We start from the raw sequence: 19,952 nt of genomic DNA, 5'->3' as shown, positions 1-19,952 counted from the left end.
ACAGATTGAGAAAATTTTCAAAAGAAAATATAACATTCAACATCCAGTCGATCATCATGTCGGTGCTTATGGCGATCACTGTTGTGACGATCGTTGTTATGGGATTTTTGCTCTATCACCGTTTCAAGCTCGCCATTGATCGAATGGCGGTTGCGAATACAGAATCGAACGTAGAGAGTATGGTGGACCGTGTAAATGCGGACCTTTTGGATATGCGTCAGATTTTCAATGCGGCGAACTACAATATCGTTCAGGAATTTGACATTTCCAGCCGTGAATTTACCGAGCAGTTCAGTCTTCTGTACGAAACGAATTCGGACAAGGTGCAGAGCGTGGCGCTGTATGGAAGTGATGGGAAACTTATCAGTTCTGAGCCGGTATCGGTGGAGAAGAAAATAGACGTAACAAGGCAGGACTGGTACCGGAATGCGGAGGACGCAATTGAAAACATCCATTTCTCCGTTCCGCATATCCAAAATCTTTTTGCGGATGGTTCTTACCGTTTCCATCGAGTTGTTTCGCTGAGCCGCTATGTGGATGTCAACGACGGCGATAAGCCGCGAAGTGGTGTCCTCTTAGTGGATATGAAATATTCAGTTATTGAGGATGTGTTAAAACAGATCAATGACTCTTCGGAAGGCATTTACTATTATCTTATCAGCCGCGATGGAGAAATTATTTACCATCCGAGAAGAGCAGAGATGGACCGAGGGCTTTTTAATGAAAAGAGTGTCGGAACAGCCAAATACGAAGATGGAACGTATTCCATCAATGCGGATGGCCATAGGGAAAGCATTGTTGTCGGAAGTATTGCATATACCGGATGGAAACTTGTCGGTGTTGTGCCGGAGAGTGTGCAGACTGCAAGCATCAATCGATTCCGTTACTATGTATTTACGACGATCACAATTCTTCTGATGATGCTCCTTTATGGAAATAGATTAGTTTCCCGAAAGATTTCCAAACCGATCCGCCAGCTGGAAGAGTCCGTAAAAGACCATGAGGCCGGTGGAAAACCGGACATTTACATTGGAGGTTCTACGGAGATCCGACATTTGGGATATTCCGTTCAGAAGTCTTACGAGCAGATTGAGACTTTGATGGAAGAGATCATCCGCCAGCAGAATGAGCGAAGAAAGAGCGAGCTGGATGCATTGCAGAGCCAGATCAATCCACATTTTCTTTATAATACGCTGGAGTCGATCACGTGGATGATCGAGGCATACAAAAATGAAGGTGCTGTCGTTATGATTTCAGAGCTTGCGAAACTTTTGCGTGTCAGTTTGTCCCGGGGAAAGACAATTATTTCTATCAAGGATGAATTGCAGCACAGCCGAAGTTATATGAATATACAGCTTGTGCGCTATAAAGAGCGTTTTAAGATGGAATTTCAGATTGATGAAGAGATTGAAAAATATTGCATTGTAAAATTAGTCATTCAGCCGATCTTGGAAAATGCAATTTACTATGGCGTTGGAAATATGGATGAGGACGATGACGGCAAGATCATCGTGCGCGGTGAGAAGAAAGGCGATGACATTTACATTTCCATTGAGGATAATGGAATGGGCATGCGCGAAGAAGTGTTGGAAAATATTTTGACAAATAATAATAAAGTTCCAAAGCACGGTTCCGGCGTAGGTGTTATTAACGTACATTCGAGAATCAAGCTTATGTTCGGTGAGCAGTATGGACTGGAAGTGTACAGCGAACCGGATGAGGGAACGAAAGTTGTAATCCACATTCCGGCGATTTTGCATACGCCTGAGAATGCGGAAATGCTGGAAATGCAAAAATACACGCAGGGGAGGAATTTAGATGAAAAAAAATAAAATAACCTTCCTCGTGCTGGAGACGATTTTGCTTGTGCTGGCATTGTTTTTCGTGTTGAAGATTTTCGATAAAAATGTGCCGGAGAAGCGAGTGGCAGTCATTCTCTCCGAATCGGGTGACAACCGCTGGGATTCGCTTATAAAAGGCCTGAAGCAGGCGGCGGATATCAATGGTCTTCATATGATCATCTGCAATACGGATAAGATTGACAGTACGGAGACGGAAAAAGAAATCATAAATGAACAGAAAAATAATGATATCGATGCATTTATCATTTGCCCGGCGCCGGGTGCGGACACCGAAAAAATGATCAAAAAGCAGTGCTCCGGCATCCCGTATATTCTTATTATGGATGAATTTTATAACGGAACGCAGTTGATTAATGGGCAATCTTCAGACAGGGCGTCTCAGAATAAAGCGACTTCGGAATCGGCGAAAAAATCGCTTGGTGCAGTGATCGGGCCGGATTATTATAAAATCGGTACAACATTAGGAAAGCAGATTGGCAAAAAGAAGACGGTAGGAATTGTAGCCGACTGGCGAGAGTCTGCGGCAAATCGTCAGATGATCAAAGGTTTGAAAGACGTGCTTAAAGATACCGAAAATGAAATCAGCTGGTGCTATTACCGTCAAAAAGGACAGGACATCTGTGAAAGTGTAGCCCAGAAAAGTGATGTGGACGCCCTAGTCGTGCTGGATTCGAAAGCGTTGGAAGAGCTTGGCGAGAAATCGGAGCAAGGCACATACAGCAAGGCAGAAATATATGGAATTGGCAGCAGTGAAAAGGCAATCGTCTTGCTTGATGACGGAGTGCTCAACGGCCTTATCGTTCCGGATACCTATTCCGTCGGCTACAAGAGCGTAGAAGAGATTGCGCAGAAACTGAACCGCAGATTTTATCGAATCAAAGGTCATGAGACAGATATAAAGATATTTAGCAAACCAATATTTTCTTTAGATGACAATATGGAAAGGTTCATGTATTCCTATGAGTAAAAGAAATGAAAGAAACAGAAAGTATAAACGTGTGATCGCAGTTACATTAATGCTCACCCTTCTTGCATCTGGATGTGAAAAGGAAAAGCCGAAGTCCAATAATATTCTTCGAGTTGGTGTCGTAACGTACACCCAGGATGATCCATTTATCAATGCTATGACAGATAAATTGAAAGAGAATTTCAAGGAAATGGAATCCGAAGATTTTAAGATTATCGTGTCTGTGAAAAATGGAGATGATAACCAGCAGGATCAAAATGAGATCGTAGAAGAAATGATCGACGCTGGATGTGACGTGCTTTGTGTAAATCTCGTTGACAGAACAGCGCCATCCCGCATTATAAGGATGGCGAAACAAGAAAGTATACCGATCATTTTCTTTAACCGTGAGCCGGTAAAAGAAGACATTATGCAGTGGGAGAAACTATATTATGTCGGATGTGACGCAGAGCAGTCTGGCGTAATGCAAGGTGAAATTGTTGCAAACTACCTTAAAAATCATCCGGAGGTGGATGTGAACAAAGATGGCAAGATACAGTATGTTCTTTTAGAAGGTGAGGCCGGTCACCAGGATGCCATTAGCCGAACGGACTATGCAGTAAAGACACTGATCGAACACGATGTGAAATTAGAAAAATTAAGCTATCAGTTTGCAGACTGGAACCGTGGGCAGGCGGAAAATCGAATGACCCGTCTCATCCAGCAATATGGCAAAGAAATCGAACTTGTTATTTCAAATAACGACGAGATGGCATTGGGCGCTGTGGAGGCTTGCAGAAAGGCCGGATACAGAGGAAATGATTGGCCGGTGATTTTCGGAATTGACGGGCTGGAGGATGCTCTGAATGCGATCAAGAACGGCCAGATGCAAGGAACTGTCTACAACGACAATGAAGACCAGGCAAGTGAGCTTGCGAAGTTGTCTGTGGAAGTATTTCGCGGGGACAACAAGTATCGAAGCCAGCTGACGGACGGCAGATATTATGTCTCTGAATACCGTCAGGTAGATGAGGAGAATGTAGATGAGTTCTTGGAAAAATAAGTATAGATAGCGTGAGATAGCGTGAGAAGAGAGCGAAAGGATAGAAAAATGGACAATACATGGGTAGCACAGTTTTATGAGGAAACCGATCCGGTGAAGCGAATGGAAATGCTGGAGGCGCATGGAGAAGATGCAGCCGGTGAGGAGGCGAGTGAGGAAGCGAGTGAGGAAGCAAAAAGAAATGCATGCAGGAAAGAATTGTGGGTTGTGCGCTATGGAAAACGCAGACCAAGAAAAGATGAATTTGTCGGAGGCTTTGTGGAATTAAAAGGCATGGCAGAGGCAACGACAATCGATATCGGTGGCATGCGCAGAAAGCAGGCTGCAAAAATCCTTTCCACATTGGGGTTATCCGCAGTAAGACTACAGGATGAACTGTACAAAGAAGTACTTCTGGCGGAACTTCAGAATGCATTCAAGCGTTACTTTGAAGTGAGCCGCGGAGGCAGAGGATTTACTTCTCTCGTATTTGGAATGGGACAGCTTTCAGACGAAGGCGTTGCAAAGAAGCTTGCAGAGCAGATCAGTATTATTGCTTTCAAGGCACCGCGGATGCTTCGTATGGAGAAAGAATTCGCACTGCTTAAGGAAGCGGCACTTCTTGCTTTTAGAGAGGAATATCCGAATAGAGAGCATTTTTTGAATAAGTAGAATATATTTCGGACAAGAAAAACCCCGGCCGGTGCGGTCGGGGTTTTTTGATGTGTGATTGTGGGTTGTTACTGGTGTCCGCAAGACAACACCAATCAGCCTTCTACGCACACAAAAAAAGGAAGCTGCCGCCCCGCGATTGAGAAATCGCGGGGCGGCAGCTTCCTTTATGTACATCCACTTAATGGAAGGACAATTTAATTATTTCTTCTGGACATATTTCAGACAGTCAAGTGTTACGGCTGCGAGGATGATAATACCTTCGAAGATGAACTGAAGGTTTGTATCAATACCAAGGATTGTCAGAGAGTATGTAAGAGATGTGAAGATAAGTACACCAGTTACAACTCCGGAAATCTTACCGATACCACCAGTAAATGATACACCACCAACTACGCAGGCTGCAATGGCATCCATATCCCATCCTTGTCCGTAAGCTGCACTACCTGAACCAACCATACGGTTACACTCAAGCCATGAACCAAATCCATAAAGGATACCAGCAAGGATAAATGCTCCCATTGTTACTTTGAATACGGAAATACCAGAAACTGCTGCTGCTTCCGGGTTTCCACCTACAGCGTAGAGGTTTTTACCAAATGTTGTTTTGTTCCAGATGAACCATACGATTGCAACTGCAGCTACAGCCCAAAGTACGATTGTCGGGAATCTTCCAGCCTGTGGAATGAACATTTTCGGAATCTCTGAATCAATCGCACCGAAGGAAACACCTTTTGTTGCGTATGTTACAAGACCGAAGATGATAAGCATGTTCGCCATTGTAGAAATGAACGGATGCATCTTAAATCTTGCCATGAAGAATCCAGCGATCATAGAGAATACAGTTGTCAGGATTACACAAACGCCTAATGCTAATAAAGCTTTCGGTACCGGAGCCATCTTTGAGAAGTCAAATACATGTCCGAATACTGTACCTGTGTTGATTCCGTTATGCATGATGATTGTAGATGTTACCATACCCATACCAACCATACGTCCTACGGAAAGGTCTGTACCTGTTAAGAGGATCAGTCCTGCAACACCAAGTGCTAAGAACATACGAGGTGAAGCCTGCTGTAAAATATTCAAAATGTTAGTTGCTGTAAATAACTGTGTATTCTTTACGATTGGTGTAATGATACACAGAGCGATGAAGATTAAAATGATTACAATGTAAAGACCATTCTTGTATAAGAACTGTGCTACATTGAAAGAATATTTATAGTTTTCAATCTTCTGTGCATACTGCTGAGAAAGTGTAAATTCAGACATTCTCAGAAGGTCGATCAAATGGAATTTGTGCATATATGCATCATGTTTTCTGTCTTTGATTTCCTGTACTCTTGACTCGTGAGTCATTTCCGCATCAAAGAGGTGATTCTTTAATACATATTTCTCAGCTTTAATCTCTTCAGAGTCTTTCAGAGCTGCAACTTTTTTCTTGTGCTCTTCCTGAAGTTTCATTTTAACCTTAGCGTATCTGCTCTCTTCGTCCTTCATCTCAGTTTCGCAGCTCTTAGCTACGATATTATAATAGTCGTTATTATAATGTTTAGCGAGATATCCTTCAGCGTCAGCAATCAGCTTGTTGATCGTTGCTTTGTTTTTATTTTCAACAGCAACTGCTTTTTCAAGCTCTTTCTTGCTGTTAGCAATAATCTTAGAACTCTCTTCTTTGCTTAAGTTTTTATCTTCTTTTGCGATTGCGATCTGGTTCTTTAAAGTATTCACTTTATCTGTACCTTCGATACGCAATTCGTCAATCTGTTTCTGAATCTTACCTACATATTCATCAATCGGTTGGAGAAGTTTCGCTTCTTCTTCAGCCGAGATAATAAAGCTCTTTTCTGCCATTTCTAATACTCCTCTCTGTTACAAATACTTCGCACTGAGTCTCAATAATTCTTCCTGATCTGTTTCCTTTGTATTAACAATACCTGCGAGACGTCCGTTGGACATAACTCCGATACGGTTTGTAATACCAAGGATCTCCGGCATCTCTGAGGAAACAACGATAATCGTCTTTCCCTGTTTTGCCATGTTAATGATCAGTTCGTAAATTTCATATTTTGCACCAACGTCGATACCTCTGGTCGGGTCATCCATCATGAATACCTGTGGTGAACGTTCTAGCCATTTTCCGAAGATCGCTTTCTGCTGGTTTCCTCCGGAAAGGTTTGAGATCATATCATCCGGTCCCATACATTTTGTATGCATAACCTTGATTTCCTCAGCAGTTGCACGTACCATTCTGTCATGTGATAATGCAATACCTTTTTTGTAATGATTCATGTTCGCGATCGTAGTGTTAAATGTAATATCGCCTTTCAGGAACAATCCGTTGGCCTTTCTTTCCTCTGTGATCAGAGCAAATCCGTGGTCCATTGCATCCTTAGGTGATGTAAAGTTCATAACTTTACCGTTGTATAATACATTTCCTTCTGCTCTTGTACGTATTCCGAAAATAGTTTCCAGAAGTTCTGTACGTCCGGCTCCAACCAGACCATAGAATCCAAAGATTTCTCCTTTTTTGATATCAAAGGAAATATTCTGAAGTTTTGGTGCATACTTTGTTGAAAGATTTTGTACAGAGAAAATGGTTTCTCCCGGTTCATTGTCAACAGGCGGGAATCTGTTATCCAGAGAACGACCAACCATGGCTGCAATCAATTCGTTCATATCTGTGTCCTTACTCTCTTTTGTCATAACAAGGCTACCATCTCGCAGTACGGAGATCTCATCACAGATATTGAAAATTTCGTCCATCTTATGTGAAATATAGATCAGGGAAATTCCCTGTGCTTTCAGCTGACGCATCATTTTGAAAAGTTTTTCAACCTCTGGTGCTGTCAGGGATGATGTAGGCTCATCCAAAACGATTACCTTAGAATTATAAGAAATTGCTTTTGCAATCTCACACATCTGTCTCTGAGATACAGACATCTTCTTCATAGGCTGTGTCAGGTTTGCTGTGATTCCAAGCTTTCTGAACAACTGTGCTGTTTCTTTTTTCATTCTTCCCTCGTCGATAACTCCAAGTGAATTCTTTGGATATCGACCAAGGAACATATTGTCAATAACGCTTCTTTCAAGACACTGGTTCAACTCCTGATGTACCATCGCTACACCGTTCTCCAGTGCATCCTTCGGTCCTGAGAAGTTTACTTCTTTGCCATCTAATATTATTGTCCCCTCATCTTTCTGATAAGTTCCAAAGAGACATTTCATCATCGTCGATTTTCCGGCACCGTTTTCACCCATAAGTCCCATAATGGTTCCAGGTTTCACATTCATGTTGATACCCTTCAGTACTTTATTTCTACCGAATGATTTACTCATGCCATTAATCGATAAGATGTATTTATTCTTATCTTCTGTCATAGCTCTGCTTCCTTTTCTTATTGAAAGAGAGGTATCATCACTGACACCCCTCTATTGTTTCATTCATTTACCAGTTTACGAACTTTAATTATTTGAGAAGTTCTGTGTATGAAGATGCATTGTCTGTTTTAACCATGTTAATTGCAAATGCGTCATACTCGTCTGGGTTTCCAAGACGGTTTGTGATGTTAGACTCTGTCTGTCCATCTCCACCGATGTAGTCAACTTTCAGATTGAGAAGGTCATCGTAGTTCTCAAGAAGCGGCTGATATGTTGAGCTTAAGAAGTTATCTGAAGCATTGTAGATGTTAAGCCATACTTTCTTTTCTGGGCTCTTCTTAGCATCAAGCTGGTTAGCAACTTTTTTGTATACTACTGTTGAATCTGTAAAGTCTTTATAGTTATCAGCTGTTACAGCAATGTTTAATGCGTAGTAAGATCTCTCTTCTTCGCTATATCTGTAATCTTCGCCTTCTTTCAGACAGTTACCAGCATCATCTTTTGTTCCGATACCTGTGTTAATGTCTACTCCGTCAAGAGCGTTACGAAGAACTCTCAGTGTCAGGTACGCCTGAACGTCTGCATGCTGAGAAATTGTTCCGCCGTATCCTTCTGCGATAGCTGCTACAGCGTCACTGTTTGCATCGTATCCGAATGTAGGTACTTTGTTTTTCTTAGCCCATGCGTTGAACATTGACATTCCCATACCATCGTTGTTAGAAACAACTACGTCGATCTTATCTCCGAAAGAAGCTTTCCATGTTCCGATAGCGTTACCTGCTGTAGCGGCATCCCATGTAGCTCCTGCTGCATTCTTCATTTCCTGAGAAGCAAGCTCACGAACTGTGTATTTCTTTCCATTAACTTCAAGTGTTGCGTCTTTAACAATTTTAGATTTTCCATCTACGTTTGTTCCAGCTGGTTTAGAGTTGATTTCTTTCTTCTCTTCAATACCTGTTCCGAGTGCTTTACGAACTCCACGTGTACGAGCGATTGAATCGTTGTGTCCGATATCACCGATTGCAAGAACATATCCGATAACTCCGTCACCGTTTCTATCGATCTTGTCGATGTTAGCTTTGATGTAATCAAGAACCATCTGTCCCTGAAGTTCAGCTCCCTGGTTAGCATCGAAACCTACATAGTAAGTATTTTTGTTGAAGCTAAGAGCATCTTTGTCAAGCTCTCCTGTTGAGCTGTTAGATGGCTGACGGTTAAACCAGCAAAGTGGTTTGTCCTTGTTCGCTACCTTAGTGTCAGATGAGTCTGAAGATCCTGAAGATCCTGAAGATCCACATCCTGCCAATGATAATGCGAGTATTACTGCCATCATTGATGCAACTACTTTTCTTTTTTTCATTGTTGTTTTCCTCCCGTTTTGTGAAATTTGTTTTAAAACATGTCTTTCTTAATGACTGACCTTAGTATAATCACCAAAGGAGGAAAATAAAATAGAATATTTTTGGATTAAGTATTAATTTTCTCTGATTTTCAATAAAAAATTTATGCATGTTGTTTATTCGTTTTTTTCATTTATTATAGAAAGTTTACGTCTACAGCTCGCTGTATATCGTAGCGCAAAAGTGGAAGAACAGTATCCGAATATTTTGTTCGCAAAAGATGGAGAAATATATAATTTTCATGGAAAGAAAGTGATGCCAATCGGTGGTGCATACAGCGTTGACAAATATTATAGGATACGAAACGGATTACCATGGTTTGAATCAGAACAGCCGGATGAAGTGATAAAAGAATATGTGGAACAGCAGTTAGATAAAGCTAAGTGGAATGTGGATATCGTACTCTCGCATACAGTACCGATTGAAGCGGAACCAGTGTGGGCGTTTATTCCAGGGCTTGATCAATCAGCAGTGGACAAGACAACGGAAAAATGGCTACAGAAGATTTATGACAGGTTAGATTTTACAGAGTGGTATGCGGGACATTACCATGTAGAAAGTGAGGAGTGTGGAATACGAATTATGTATGAAGATTATGATGAAATTTGTGCTGAAGGGTAAAAGAATGGTTTGCTGATTTGAAAAATATAAGTTTATAGATGAAGGGGGATTTTTTAATGATATATCTCAGCAGTTTTAAATTAAGTGACAGAAGCATTAAAAATCCTAATATATATCCATATAATGTGTTTCATCGAAAAGACATAGATCCGTTCATATTTGCACCAATCACCGTGTTATATGGGAATAATGGTTCTGGAAAATCTATTATTTTGAATATCATAGCAAATAAACTCATGCTAACAGGGAAAGAGTATGCGACCAGTAATTCTTTTGGAATTGTGGACTATTGCGGAAAATTTTCATCAGAGTGCCAGTTTAGTTATGGAGAGGATGAATTTGGCAATGCATTTAGGAGATTCCCTGAAAACAGCAGATTTATCAAGAGTGAGGATATCCTGTATGAAATTAAAAAATACAGCAAAGACAGATTCTGATATGCTCCCTTCTAAGTAGACAAGAGAAATAATAAAATCTTGTTTATTTAGTAGGGAGCATATCAATTTATGGAGCAATAGCTCCATTTAGTACTATATAAGTGTAAGCCGTCTTTTAGATCAGATCGGTACCGGTTTACAGTTGTGATGCCAAATTTGAATTACAATGTCTCTCAGGATGTCCCTCGGAATGTTCCTCAGAAAAAAGAGAGAAATCCGTCGGAAATTCAAATATTGAATATGATAAAAAGGATAATAAAATATGATCACAAACAGCAACATCGGTGTAGCAGGCAGTTTGTAAAAATATCTTTTGGAAACCCTGAAAGTGTGATATTATTTAAGTAAAGATTTTAGTCAAAGGGGTAAATGATGTGGCTACATTAAAAGATATCGCTGAAAAGGTAAAGGTTTCTCAAAGCACGGTTTCAAGAGTTCTGAATGGTGATCCGAACTTAAATGTGTCAGATGAGACCAGAGAAAATATAGTTACCGTGGCATGTGAGCTTGGATATAAGACGGTAAGTCAGAGATATAGTAAGCGTCAGGGAGATACAGGAAAAAAGGCATCAGTAGAAGAGATGACGGAAAGCCAGAACCTTCCGGAGCGCAGAATCGGGATTGCGCAGATGTTCGAGATGCAGGAGCAGATGGAAGATATCTATTATATTATGCTGAAGAACCGTTTGGATGAAGCATGTTTTGAAAAGAAATGGACGACTGTCATGCTTTACCGGGATGAGAAGAAAAGATTTACCAAGAATGATGACCGTCCGATTGACGGACTGATTGCAATCGGAAGATTCAGTCCGGAGGAGATTCAGGATTTCCATCAATATACGGACAACATCGTATTTTTGGATTCTTCACCGGATGATATGAAGTATTACAGTATTGTGCCGAATTATCACCTGGCAATCCGTGAAGTACTGCAATGCTTTGAGGCAAAAGGCAAAGAGCGGATTGCATATCTTGGAAGTGTGGATACCCTTGGTGACGACAAGAAGCTGACGATGGACCCACGTTATTACTATTATAAAAATACACTGAATAATCAGAATCGGTTTGATGAGAGTCTGGTCATAGACTGCGAGATGAATTCGAGAAGCAGCTGCCAGAAAGTGCTGGAGTATCTGGACAGCCACACACCGAAGGAGTATCCGGACGCGATTTTTGCATCGAGTGATGCGGTAGCGCCGGGACTTGTAAAGGCGTTGCATGAAAGGGAGATTCTGCTTCCGGGACAAATAGGTGTCATTACATTTAACAACACCAGCTTCTCGGAGTTTTCTAATCCGCCGCTTTCTTCGGTCGAAGTATATATGAGAGAAAGCGTGGAGTCGACAGTGATGTGTATGGAACTTCTGTGGAAGAAGAATTCACTTCCGAAGAAGATTATTGTTCCGTGCAGTCTAGTGGACAGAGGAAGCGTATAAAATGGATAGAGATGTCGCTGGTACTCCACAATGCACTTGAAGTGAGAATGTGTCAGGCTACATTTTCTATGCGGCAATTTCCACAAAAACGACAAGCCAATTTAGTAAACATTTCATGAAAATAGTTTTCTTTAAGTAAAAATTTGCGTAAAAATATTGACTAAATATTTTTACGCTGATATATTCATTTCACAAGATACGAAAAATAAACGCAATAAAACAAAAGAAAATGCGTAAAAACGTATGGAAAAGCGAAAGCAAAATTCTACTAAATAAGGAGTAGAGAGATGGAGAAACTTATAAAATGATTCGTGACGAACTTCGTAAGAGAAAGGAACAGTAATATGTGGCGTGGAGTTGATTATTATCCGGAACAGTGGGATGAGGCTTTTTTAGAAGAAGATTTGGAAAATATCTGTGAGCTTGGATGCAATGTGATCCGTATCGCAGAGTTCGCATGGCATCTGATGGAAAAAACAGAAGGAAATTATGATTTTTCCTTTTTTGACCGTGTAATTGAAAAGGCAAAAGAAAAAGGTCTGAAGGTGATCATGGGAACTCCGACAGCGACCATTCCGGCATGGCTTGTGAAAAAGCATCCGGATATCCTGTCAGAGTTTGAAGACGGAACCGTCCGCACTTTTGGTGGACGCCATGTATATTGCTTTAACAGCGATGTGATGTATGAGTACTCAGAGAAGATCATCCGCGCACAGGCTGAGCATTATAAAAATGAAGATGCGATCGTGGCATGGCAGATTGACAATGAGCTGGGACATGAAGACAGTGACATCTGCTATTGTCCGAAATGCCGCTGCGCATTCCAAGGATTCCTTGAGCAGAAATTCGAGGGAAATATTGATAAGTTGAACGAAATTTACGGAACCACATTCTGGTCACAGGAATACAACGGATTTGATGAGATCCCACTTCCATCCAAGACCATTACCACACACAATCCGGCACTTCGTCTGGACTGGGAAAGATTCCGCAGCGAAAGCATTGTAAAATTTGCAAACTTCCAGACAGCGCTTCTTAAGGAAATCATTCCAGATGCGGTTGTGATGCATGACTTCCCGGGCGGAGGACTTGGAAAGCACGTAGATTATTCAGAAGTTGCAAAGAATCTGGATGTGGTAGCTTACAACAATTACCCGGTATGGGGTGGGCAGAAAGAGCCGCTTCCTGCAAATGAAATTGCATTTGGACTGGATTATATCCGTGGGCTCAAACGGGAAAATTTCTGGATCACAGAAGCGATCATGGGAGCACAGGGACATGATGTAACCGGATTTGCTCCACGCCCGAATCAGGCAAAGCTCTGGTCTTATCAGAGTATGGCGAGAGGTTGCGAATCGCTGATGTATTTCCGATACAGAGGTGCAACAAAAGGGGCAGAGCAGTTCTGTTATGGAATCTTGGATGCAGATAATGTTAAACGTAGAAAGTTTCACGAAGTACAGGAATTCTTTAATGAGATTAAGAATTACGAAAAAGAACTGAGCGCACCGGTTAAAAGTGAAGTTGCAATCGTATATGATTATGATTCGCTTGCAGCATTCCGTATCCAGAGACAAAGTTTCCTTCTCGACTGCGAAGCAGAGATGAAGAAGTTCCATAAAGTATTCTTTGATGCAAATGTTCCGGTGGATGTAATTTCGGCGGGAAGTACTCTTTCTGGTTATAAGATCGTGATTCTTCCACAGATGATCATTGCGAAACCGGATTTCCAGAAGCAGGTGAAAGAATTTACCGAGAACGGCGGAACGCTGGTTCTGACTTTCCGTGATTTTGTAAAAGATGAAAATAACAATCTGTTGTTTAAAAAGGTACTTCCGGTTGACTTTGATGAGTTTGCGGGAATCTATGTGACAGAGACTGAAAGTCTTCAGGAAGGACAGGAATTCCCGCTTGCAGGCGAAGAAGATTTCAGTTGTACACAGGGAGAGGGAGGAATTTTCCGTGACCTGCTCAGTGTGACAGATGCAGAAGTGCTGTTCCGTTACAATGATGTATTCTTTAAGGACTACGCAGCAGTGACAAAGAAGAAGCAGAAAGATGGATATGTATATTACCTTGGATGCGGATTGGATGAAACTATTTTAAAACAGCTTCTCAAGAAAATGGTAGACGAACAGGAAATCATATCTGAGCATTCAACTGATGGCGTTGAGATCGTATACCGAGAGAGCGAAGACAGAAAGATTAAGATCACCATGAACCACAATGCATTCGAGGCGCAAAATGCAGGTGTGACACTGGCGCCGTTTGAATGCAAGGTGGAAGAAGTTCGGAAATAAGTAGGATTTTTTGACAGAGAACAGTGGATTTGGTATTGTTTAAAAGATGAAAAATCTGACAGACGAGAAAATGAATCGGTAATATAGAAATAAAATAATGAAATGGCAATTGAAGAGATACAAAATAAATCTGGTGTAGAAGGTATAGTATCAATAGAAGGCTGTATTGATTAGTAAAACAAGGAGATTTTTATGATTAAAGTTATTATGATGTGTGGAATATGTGGTTCCGGGAAAACAACTTATGCAAAGCAGAAAGAAAAAGAAGGCTATGTTCGCTTGTCCATTGATGAGGAAATGTGGAAAACTTACGGGAGAAAGGGGATTGATTATCCAAACGAACAGTATGAGAAACTCTCAGAAATAGTGGAAATGGCACTCCAGAAGGAGCTCCTGTCTCTCATTCAACAAGGAAAACATGTAGTCCTTGATTTCAGCTTTTGGAATAAGGCAAATAGAGCGTATTATAAAAGGCTTATAGAAAAAGCTGGCGGTACACCAGAACTTGTTTATATGAAGGCTAGTAAAGAAACCTTACAAAAAAGATTGTATAAAAGGAATCAGTCTTTGAATGCTAATTCTCCATTCATAATAACAAATGAGATACTAGAGCATCATTATAACGATTTTCAAGAACCATGTGGCGAAGGAGAAAAAGTAATTTTACAGGAAGAAGATTGTGTTGGGGGCAGCCATTGATAGCCCCGACCACCTTTGGTGGTAGGCAATACGAGGGGGAACCGCAAGGAATGTTGCTGCCCCGTACTGTTATTCCGAGAGGGGGAATTTCCGTTACCGAAGATGAAGACTACAAATGTATATCCAGTATAATTAAAGTAATGGCTTGTATCAAATCTTACTGGCGATGAAGTACCTGCGTTTATCTGATGAGGAGTGGACAGTATTTGTAAATGCTTTCGATCAGAAGTATATGGAAGATCTGACGGATATGCAGAACCATGTACTGCCGTATCTGCAGAGCTTTTGCAGTCTGGAAGAAAAAGGCGTGAAGGAGAGACGAGAACAGTTCGAGTATATGTATCGGCTGTTCTTTTTTTGTTTTTGAACGTAAAAATGGTAATGTTTTTCTTGTGTACAGCAGAGCACTATAGTATAATAAATCCGGTTTTATTGCATAAGTTTAAAGGCTATAATAAGGAAAACGACAAACCAGATGAAAGTCTGGGACGCAAAGCCAGAAGAGGCTAAAGTCAGAAAGTTTGACCAGGTCTGCCGGTTGCAACTGTTCCTATATCATATATGGAAAAGATGTGAAAGCGGAAGAAATCTCGATAACTTATATACTATATCGATGAGTGATTCTAAAGAAATGTAGTAGGGATACGGGCATATTTGGGCAAGTATCCTTTTTATATGCCAAAATGGGTACGAAAACTGGCAGGGATAGGTTCTCTGTATACAGATAAAAGCAGGATGAAGAAGGCATAAGACGAAGAGAGGACTTTTATAAAATGAAAAATTATGAAGACAAAATATATTCATTAGGTGAGACTGTAACGGGGCAGACACAGGCCATGTCACAGGCCGTACAGAAAACACTGGAAAATAATGGCGGGGTAGGTATAATGACAGGATCTTATGACCAAAACCTGTCTATTTTGTCTGTGGATAATCTGCTGTTGCATAGTACAGGATATACATTCGATACTTTCATGGAACATACAAAAGGCTCATTGAAAAACTTCTTTTATGACGAGGAAGATATACTGGAGCGAGACCGTTTTTTGCAGCTTCACGGAACAGGGGAAGCACAAATCCTTGCAGCAGACGGTACAGTGAATAATGTACGGCTTTGTAAAGAGGATGCGACAGATGAGGCGGGCAGACAGATCTGGGTTATGTCCGTACAGGTCAACTGGGATCATGTAAATTTGGCACTGCTCAATGAGGCTATCTATTCCGGCTTCTGGTATTTTGACTGTGACGAAAACAGTGAGATTGTGTATGCAAACTGGAGTCATGAATTCCGAAAAATGCTTGGCTATCATGACACTCTGGACTTTCCGAATAAACTGGAATCCTGGTCAGATCTTCTGCATCCACAGGATAAAGAAAGAGTAATGGTGCAGCTTCAGGCGGCAATTAAGGATAAGACGAACCAGATAAAATACCAGGTAGAGTATCGTATGAGAATGAAGGATAATCAATACCAGTGGTTTCGGGCATCTGCAGAAGTAATACGCCGTCTGGATGGTTCTGCCAGCAGGATTGCCGGGATTTTTATTAACATTGATAGGGAGAAAAAAGAAACCATGCAGGCACAAAAATCTGCTGCTTTCCACCGGGCTTTTACGAAAACAGATCTGTGCGAGTATTATGTAAATCTGGAAGCGAATACTTTTGATACCTTTAAGGTTGAACCGTCCCTGATGACAGTTTTTGAACAGAGTCGTACATGGGATGAACTGATCCGGCATTTTGTGGATTCCTATGTTGTGGAAACAGATAAGAAAGCGGTAGCTGCTTTTTATGACCGTGGTTATATTGCAGAAAAACTGAAAGGTCTGGAAACAGAATTATCTTTAGAGTGCCGAATCACTCTGGATGGAGAAGAACGATGGGTACGCAATGTGATTATACGTGGCGAGATAGAGGATTCAGAATATGCCATGATCTTTCTGCGTGATATCACGGAGGCTAAGGTAGAGAGCGCACGGCATCTGCAGATGGCAGCGGACAATGCTTCCATGGAGCAGCTGATCCAGAGCATTGTGCGTCTGGTTGACCGTTTTGTTGTCTGTGATCTGGAAAATGACAGATATGAATTCTACAACCTGAATGGACAGATGATATATAAACCTCTGGGATTTTATCATGATTTTCAGATGCAGGTTCTTGAAAAATATAAGACACTGGAACCATTAGAAGCTATAGATATCCTGATAGCCCCGGATAATATCCGGAAAAAACTGAAAAGTGAAAATGATATTTATAAGTTTGAGTATTGCAGCCTGGATGAAAAGACTTATAAAATCGCTTCTTATATTCCCTTGGAATGGAAGAATGGAAAGCTGGAAAAGGTATTGCTGGCATCCATGGATGTGACACAGGAAAAGAAAGCAGAGATTGAATCCCGTCAGGCACTGATAGAAGCTTACCGGTCCGCAGAAAATGCAAATCGTGCGAAAACAGAATTCCTTTCCAATATGTCTCATGATATCCGGACACCAATGAATGCGATTGTGGGTCTGACGGCAATCGCAGGAGCAAATGTTGAGAGCCAGGACAGAGTCATTGAATGCCTCGGCAAGATCACAGAATCAAGCCGCCATCTGCTGGGGCTGATTAATGAAGTATTGGATATGGCACGTATTGAAAGTGGAAAAATGACACTGGCACAGGAAGATTTCAATCTGTCAGAGCTGGTAGATAATCTTATTACACTTACGAAACCGGTGCTTGATGAACATAAACATAATTTTGATATACACATCAATCATATTGAACATGAGGCTGTCTGTGGTGACAGCTTGAGGATTCAGCAGGTATTTGTGAATCTGATGAGTAATGCGATCAAGTATACAACGGATGGTGGAAATATTATTTTTTCCATAGAGGAAAAGCCAAATGGATTTTCAGAACTTGGATGCTATGAATTTACGATTGAGGATAATGGGATCGGTATGTCACCGGAATTCCAGAAAATCATGTTTGATCCTTTCAGCCGCGCGGATGACCAACGTACAACCAGAGTCCAGGGAACTGGTCTGGGAATGGCAATCAGCAGAAATATTGTGAACCTGATGAATGGCACTATTAAAGTGGACAGTACCTTGCACAAGGGAACTAAAATCACAGTAACAATTTATCTGGAGCTTCAGGAAAAAGAAAAAGAACAGGACAAAAATCTGATGAATCTGCCGGTTCTGGTAGTGGATGATGATAAGACATGCTGTGAAAGTACAGTTGCCACACTGAAGGAAATCGGTATTATGGGTGAATGGGTTCTCTCTGGCAGGGAAGCGGTTGAGCGCTGTTATGCACGGCATGAGTTGAAAGATGATTACTTTGCTGTTATTTTAGACTGGAAGATGCCGGAGATGGATGGTATAGAAACTGCCAGACAGATCCGGAAACGGATCGGGAAAGAGATTACCATCATTGTATTGACATCCTATGAATTCAGCGAAATTGAAGAAGAAGCAAAGGCTGCAGGTGTAGATGCTTTTATTGCAAAACCGCTGTTCCGTTCCCGGCTGACGGCAACACTGCGGCAGTTTACTTCAGGAAGAAAAGAAAAAACAGCGAGAAATTATCTGGAGAAGCTGTCAGAAGCAGACTACACAGGAAAAAGGATTCTGCTGGTTGAGGATAATGAGTTGAACAGAGAAATTGCTGGTGAAATTTTGCAGATGACAGGGGCAGAAGTGGAAACAGCAGAAAATGGAAAAATCGCAGTTGAAAAAGTGGAAGCTTATCCGGAAGGATTGTATGATCTTGTTTTTATGGATATCCAAATGCCTGTCATGAATGGTTATGAGGCAACTGCAGCAATCAGGAGCCTTCCGGGTGAAAAGGGAAAACTGCCTATTGTTGCCATGACTGCCAATGCTTTTGCAGAAGATGTACAGTTAGCCAAAAATACAGGCATGAATGGACATATCGCGAAACCGCTGGATATGAATAAGTTGAATGATGTTCTGGAAAACTGGCTGTAATTGCCTTCCAGATGCATGGGAAAAGCAGACAGGAAACATAGAGAGAGGATTTTGTTATGACAGAAATATTCCTATTTGTAAAGGTGGAAAAGGTAGTGCAGTAATAGAGAAAAAGCTAGAGTTAGAACAATACATAGAAATTGTTTTTAGTTATAACACAGAAACAAGTTTAGAAGAATTTATGTTAGATTATAAAAAAATAGAGATGTTAATCACGATTGGCTCAGGTATAATTCCGTACAGAAGAAAAACTTGTTTTTATGATAAAAGAAATTATTTTCATCCAGAACGAAAAGATATTGCTATGCCGAAAGAAATCTATGTGGGAGATAAACCATATTCAAAAGGCGATGAAATAACAAATTTTGATATGTTATTCACACTTGATGATATAGATGAGAAAAACAGAAATGCATATTTTGATACGACACAATCTGATGAAAATATTAGTTATATAGTTCTGAAGAGTAGATTGGTAGATTTAATGAATGATGATTTTAGACTTAGCTTGTTTCCACTGTTTATAGGTGGGATACTTCCTTTTACTACCAATTTTACTACTAACAGGTAGTAACAATTTGCTTAATTCTACTCTGATTTGCCGCAATCTGTAATTTCAGAGCAAACTACACGAATCCTAGCCTCCCTTGCAAAACAGGGCATTCTAAGGCAAAACAAGGAGAAACAAATTATGATTAAAGTACTATTTATCTGCCACGGCAGGGCTTTGAGTACAGCTATATGCGGCGATGAAGTGCGATAAAGCAGGGCAAATCGTGGTGAGGTGATAGGAAAGGGACTACGGTTTTTATACGGACGAGTAAAAAATAGTTGACCATATGTTGAAGCAGGTGCGAAAATGCCTGCTTCAACATATGGTCATAGAATTTCAAATTTACTGTAAAACATGATTCTGCAAGATTGGACATAGTAGAGTGCAATGTGGCGAATAACCGCATGAATTCTACAATTTGGACTACTAAGGAACATAGGTAGAATTGGGATAAAGACAAATGTGTTGGGAGAAATCCTTAGTAGTAACGGACTACTTAAACACATAAATGGATGATTAGGCCATAAAACCTAGGAAGAAATGTGCCGGGGAATGTGGCTTTTTCTTGTTGATAATATGTTATAATAATGTTATAATTTTGCTATAGCTTTTAATTGTTTATT

General features: G+C 40.8%; 15 protein-coding genes and 1 riboswitch. Of the genes, 12 read left to right on the top strand and 3 right to left on the bottom strand.

Annotated features, from left to right (window positions below):
• Positions 1–56: 56 nt before the first annotated feature.
• The 4 genes from DW152_RS10865 to DW152_RS10850 are packed head-to-tail and all read left to right on the top strand — an operon-like array spanning position 57 to position 4,522.
• Positions 57–1,832 carry a cache domain-containing sensor histidine kinase gene (locus DW152_RS10865; RefSeq protein WP_117538087.1) on the top strand — a complete coding sequence of 592 codons (1,776 nt, stop codon included), beginning with the start codon at positions 57–59 and terminating at the stop codon, positions 1,830–1,832.
• Positions 1,819–2,829, top strand: a complete 1,011-nt coding sequence (locus DW152_RS10860; RefSeq protein ID WP_118288622.1) for a sugar ABC transporter substrate-binding protein — start codon at positions 1,819–1,821, stop codon at positions 2,827–2,829. The genes DW152_RS10865 and DW152_RS10860 overlap by 14 nt, the downstream gene beginning before the upstream one ends.
• On the top strand, positions 2,822–3,871 hold the full coding sequence (locus DW152_RS10855; protein WP_118288621.1) for a galactose ABC transporter substrate-binding protein: 1,050 nt from the start codon (positions 2,822–2,824) through the stop codon (positions 3,869–3,871). The genes DW152_RS10860 and DW152_RS10855 overlap by 8 nt, the downstream gene beginning before the upstream one ends.
• Before the next feature lie 48 nt (positions 3,872–3,919).
• Positions 3,920–4,522, top strand: coding sequence for a DUF6553 family protein (locus DW152_RS10850; protein ID WP_118288620.1), 603 nt, complete (start codon positions 3,920–3,922; stop codon positions 4,520–4,522).
• Positions 4,523–4,723: 201 nt separating this feature from the next.
• On the opposite strand, the gene DW152_RS10845 is transcribed toward DW152_RS10850, so the two are convergent.
• The 3 genes from DW152_RS10845 to DW152_RS10835 form a co-directional block, all read right to left on the bottom strand.
• Entirely contained in the window at positions 4,724–6,376 is a 1,653-nt protein-coding gene (locus DW152_RS10845; RefSeq protein WP_117538046.1) for a galactose/methyl galactoside ABC transporter permease MglC, read from the bottom strand.
• An 18-nt stretch (positions 6,377–6,394) separates the two neighbouring features.
• Complete coding sequence (locus DW152_RS10840; protein ID WP_117538047.1) at positions 6,395–7,903, bottom strand: sugar ABC transporter ATP-binding protein; 1,509 nt, start codon at positions 7,901–7,903, stop codon at positions 6,395–6,397.
• An 88-nt stretch (positions 7,904–7,991) separates the two neighbouring features.
• Entirely contained in the window at positions 7,992–9,263 is a 1,272-nt protein-coding gene (locus DW152_RS10835) for a substrate-binding domain-containing protein (RefSeq protein WP_117538048.1), read from the bottom strand.
• A 223-nt stretch (positions 9,264–9,486) separates the two neighbouring features.
• On the opposite strand from DW152_RS10835, the gene DW152_RS10830 reads away from it, so the two are divergent.
• The 8 genes from DW152_RS10830 (at position 9,487) to DW152_RS10790 (ending at position 19,347) form a co-directional block, all read left to right on the top strand.
• Positions 9,487–9,924, top strand: coding sequence for a hypothetical protein (locus DW152_RS10830; protein ID WP_118520331.1), 438 nt, complete (start codon positions 9,487–9,489; stop codon positions 9,922–9,924).
• Between the two features lie 56 nt (positions 9,925–9,980).
• Positions 9,981–10,361 carry an AAA family ATPase gene (locus DW152_RS10825; protein ID WP_118288619.1) on the top strand — a complete coding sequence of 127 codons (381 nt, stop codon included), beginning with the start codon at positions 9,981–9,983 and terminating at the stop codon, positions 10,359–10,361.
• Positions 10,362–10,735: 374 nt separating this feature from the next.
• The gene (locus tag DW152_RS10815; protein WP_118288617.1) at positions 10,736–11,797 is read left to right on the top strand and encodes a LacI family DNA-binding transcriptional regulator; all 1,062 of its coding nucleotides are present in this window, start codon (positions 10,736–10,738) and stop codon (positions 11,795–11,797) included.
• A 344-nt stretch (positions 11,798–12,141) separates the two neighbouring features.
• The gene (locus DW152_RS10810; protein ID WP_118288616.1) at positions 12,142–14,097 is read left to right on the top strand and encodes a beta-galactosidase; all 1,956 of its coding nucleotides are present in this window, start codon (positions 12,142–12,144) and stop codon (positions 14,095–14,097) included.
• Between the two features lie 192 nt (positions 14,098–14,289).
• A complete protein-coding gene (locus DW152_RS10805) occupies positions 14,290–14,796 on the top strand; it encodes an AAA family ATPase (RefSeq protein WP_118288615.1) in 507 nt (168 codons plus the stop codon).
• Between the two features lie 145 nt (positions 14,797–14,941).
• On the top strand, positions 14,942–15,163 hold the full coding sequence (locus tag DW152_RS10800) for a hypothetical protein (protein ID WP_118288614.1): 222 nt from the start codon (positions 14,942–14,944) through the stop codon (positions 15,161–15,163).
• Between the two features lie 88 nt (positions 15,164–15,251).
• Positions 15,252–15,342, top strand: a riboswitch (cyclic di-GMP riboswitch).
• A gap of 227 nt (positions 15,343–15,569) precedes the next feature.
• Positions 15,570–18,776: a hybrid sensor histidine kinase/response regulator gene (locus DW152_RS10795; protein WP_118288613.1), complete on the top strand. Its 3,207-nt coding sequence runs from the start codon at positions 15,570–15,572 to the stop codon at positions 18,774–18,776.
• A complete protein-coding gene (locus tag DW152_RS10790) occupies positions 18,751–19,347 on the top strand; it encodes a hypothetical protein (protein ID WP_118288612.1) in 597 nt (198 codons plus the stop codon). Before DW152_RS10795 ends, DW152_RS10790 begins: the two co-directional genes overlap by 26 nt.
• Positions 19,348–19,952: the final 605 nt, after the last annotated feature.

Source organism: Dorea sp. AM13-35, from assembly GCF_003473885.1.
Classification (GTDB): Bacteria; Bacillota; Clostridia; order Lachnospirales; family Lachnospiraceae; genus Dorea_D; species Dorea_D hominis.
Note: the sequence above shows the minus strand (reverse complement) of the source record. Positions and strands in the feature narration are given on the sequence as shown.